The 3,534-nt window shown below is 63.3% G+C and carries 3 protein-coding genes; 1 reads left to right on the top strand and 2 read right to left on the bottom strand.

What is annotated here, in order from left to right; genetic code table 11:
* Positions 1 to 680, bottom strand: a 680-nt coding sequence (locus tag EOD07_RS27020) for a class II aldolase/adducin family protein (RefSeq protein WP_206519565.1), incomplete at its 3' end; no start/stop codon positions are given.
* A gap of 83 nt (positions 681 to 763) precedes the next feature.
* On the bottom strand, positions 764 to 1,729 hold the full coding sequence (locus EOD07_RS27025; RefSeq protein WP_127237575.1) for a sugar-binding transcriptional regulator: 966 nt from the start codon (positions 1,727 to 1,729) through the stop codon (positions 764 to 766).
* A 202-nt stretch (positions 1,730 to 1,931) separates the two neighbouring features.
* Between EOD07_RS27025 and EOD07_RS27030 the strand changes: the two genes are divergently transcribed.
* Positions 1,932 to 3,534, top strand: a 1,603-nt coding sequence (locus EOD07_RS27030; protein WP_164772566.1) for an acyl-CoA synthetase, incomplete at its 3' end; no start/stop codon positions are given.

Raw genomic sequence — 3,534 nt, forward strand, 5'->3', positions numbered from 1 at the left:
ACATAGTCCTCGGCCATGGTCACATAGTGGATCATGCGGTCATAGGCCTGCCTGGCGTCGTCGCCGAAGGTGAAGATGCCATGCTTGTCGAGGATAAGGCCTTCGACGCTGGGGTCGGCGTCGAAGACTTCCGCCGCGACCTTGGCGAGGTCGAAGCCCGGCTTGATGTAAGGCACGTAACCCATCTTGTCGCCGAACACGGCCTTGATCAGCGGCTTGCTGTCCTCCTGGTCGACGATGGCGAGGATCGCCGTCGAATGCGTGTGATCGACGAATTTGTGCGGCAGGAAGGCATGCAGCAGCGTTTCGACCGACGGGTTGGGCGAGGTGGGATCTATGAGGTTGGAGCGCTGCAGCGCCACCATGTCCTCGTCGGAGAGCTTGGTAAGCGTGCGCGCCTTGAGCAGCGCGCCCATCTTCACCGCCGGCAGGCCTTGCGGCTCGATGACAGCCATGTCCCAGCCGCTGCCCTTGACGCACAGCACATCCCACTCGTCGCCGAGGAGATCAGTGGCCTTGGTCTTGCAGGACGTGTTGCCGCCGCCATGCAGCACCAGCCGCGGCTCGCCGCCGAGCAGGCGGGTCGTATAGACGCGCAGCGCAAGGTCGCCGCTGACGCCCTTCCTGGCGTAGTCGGCAACCATCTTCTCCGCGTCGGCGTCGTTCCAAAGATTCTTCATGTCGTTCCGTCCGATACTCGTCTTTTTGCTCATGAACAGAAAGCCGCGACGCCTGTATGACAGAAGCGGCGAGGGTGGTTTTTCTAAGAGGCCTTCTTGGCTGCCGCCTCGGCATACTGGAGCAGGCGCTCGGCCATATCCGCGCCGATCACCAGATGCGTGCAGAGTCCGCCGGCGATGGCCGCGAGCAGCGGCTGGAATTTCGTATCTTCCTGCACCACCATCAGCCGCTTCTCGATGGCCCGCAGCGAGGCAAGCGCGGCGGAGATGACGCGCCGGTTGTAGCTGCAGTCGAGCACCTCGCCCCTGGCGTCGATGATCTGCCCGGCGATCACGCCGGCCGCACCCTGGTTGCGCAGCGCTTCCATCTCGGCCGGCGTCAGCGCGCCGCATTTCACCAGATGGCTGTCGGCATCGACAGCGCCGACGGAATAGAGCGCCAGATCGCAGTCGGCGATACCGGCGAGCTGGTCGCGGATCACCGGCTCGGCGCGCAGGCTCTTCGCCAGCTCTTCCGTCGACAGCACCAGCGGCGCATAGAAGTTCAGGCCCTTGGCGTTGAGCCGCCGCGCGATCTCCATCGTGCACTGGTCGGGCCGATAGGAATAGGGCGCGCCGAGATTGCCGCAAAGCTGCACCACGGTGACGTCCTGCAGGTCGGCAAAGGACATGATGTCGGCGATGGTGTAGACGGTGCGGCCCCAGGCGACGCCGATGCGGTCGCCCTTCTTCACCAGCTCGAGGAAGACGCTTGCCGCCAGCACCGCGATATCGGTCGAGGGATCGGCCAGATAGGCGTTTTCCGGCGCGATCCAAACGGCGTCGAGCCCGAAGGCGTCTTCAACCTTGCGCGCCATGACGTCGTCGGTGAAGAGCTGCGTCGAAGTCGAGATGTTGACGATGCCGGTCTCGCGCGCCTTGCGCAGATACATGGCGACCGAGGCGCGTGAAATGTTGAGCTGGCTCGCCACTTCGTCCTGGCGAAGGCCATGCGCATAGTAAAGCCAGGCGGCCTTGTGGATGAGCTGTTCTGCCGGTCTGATCGCCATGCCGCCTCCCGGGCTGACATTAGTCACGGCTCTCGACAAAAGTCAAATTTGGGTGAGCGGAGGCGCTTGCCTGTCAGCACGGCTCAACGTGGATCGCCGTTCTGTCAAGCGGTCAGATCATAGCATTTTCAGCCATTCGGAGGGATAGCGTGACAGCGGACCTGAGGTTAGAAGGTTCGAAAAGAACTTTGGGGAGAACGGGATGGCCAATCCCTACGAACAGGATCTCGACAGGAACGCAGCCAACCACCAGCCGCTGACGCCGCTCACTTATCTTCAGCGCGCGGCCAAGACCTATCCCGACCACATAGCCATCATTCATGGCAGCCAGCGCATCACCTATCGCGATTTCTGGCGCCGCTCGCTGAAGCTTGCCTCGGCGCTCGCCAAGCATGGCATCGGCAAGGGCGACACGGTGACGGTGATGCTCTCCAACACGCCGCCGATGCTGGAAGCGCATTTTGGCGTGCCGATGGTGAAGGCGGTGCTGCATTCGCTGAATACCCGTCTCGACGCCGCCGTCATCGCTTTCCAGCTCGACCATGCCGACTCGAAGGTGCTGATCGTCGACCGCGAGTTCTCGGGGGTCGTCAGGGAGGCTCTGGCACTGGCCAAGGCCAAGCCATTGGTCATCGACTATGACGACCCCGATTATGCCGCCGACGCTCCCTATCCGAAGGGTGACCGGATCGGCGTGCTCGATTATGAGGACTTCGTCACCGCAGGCGACGAGACTTACGCATGGTCGATGCCGGATGACGAATGGGACGCCATTTCGCTCAACTACACCTCGGGCACGACGGGCAATCCGAAGGGCGTCGTCTACCATCATCGCGGCGCCGCGCTGATGGCCTATACCAACACCATCCATGCCGGCATGGCCAAGCACGCGGTCTATCTGTGGACGCTGCCGATGTTCCATTGCAATGGCTGGTGCTTTCCCTGGACCTTGGCCGTGCAGGCCGGCACCCATGTCTGCCTGCGCTGGGTGCGGGCGAAGCCGATATATGATGCGATCGCCGACCACGGCGTCACGCATCTGTGTGGCGCGCCGATCGTCATGTCGGTGCTGATCAACGCCAAGGACGAGGACAAGCGGGCGTTCCCGCAGACCGTCACCTTCAATACCGCCGCGGCACCCCCGCCCGAGGCCGTGCTCTCGGGCATGGCCGATGCCGGCTTCGCCGTCACCCATCTCTACGGTCTGACCGAGACCTACGGTCCGGCGGTCGTCAACGAATGGCACGATGAGTGGGATGCGTTGGAGAAAGGCCCGAGGACGGCGAAGAAGGCGCGCCAGGGCGTGCGCTATGCCGCGCTCGAGGGGCTCACGGTGATGAACCCGGAGACCATGGTGGAGACGCCGGCCGATGGCGAGACCATCGGCGAGGTCATGTTCCGCGGCAACATCGTCATGAAGGGGTACCTCAAGAACAGGAAGGCGACCGACGAAGCCTTCGCCGGCGGCTGGTTCCATTCCGGCGATCTCGGCGTCATGCACCCGGACGGCTACATCCAGCTTAAGGACCGCTCGAAGGACATCATCATTTCCGGCGGCGAGAACATCTCCTCCATCGAGGTCGAGGACGCGCTCTACAAGCATCCCTCGGTCGCGTCCTGCGGTGTGGTTGCCCGCGCGGACGACAAATGGGGCGAGGTGCCGGTCGCCTATGTCGAGCTGAAGCCCGGCAAGACCGCGACCGAGGCGGAGATCATCGAGCACTGCCGCGGTCTGCTGGCGCGCTTCAAGGTGCCGAAGGCTGTGGTGTTCGCGGAGATCCCGAAGACCTCGACGGGGAAGATCC

This window comes from Mesorhizobium sp. M2C.T.Ca.TU.002.02.1.1, assembly GCF_003997225.1.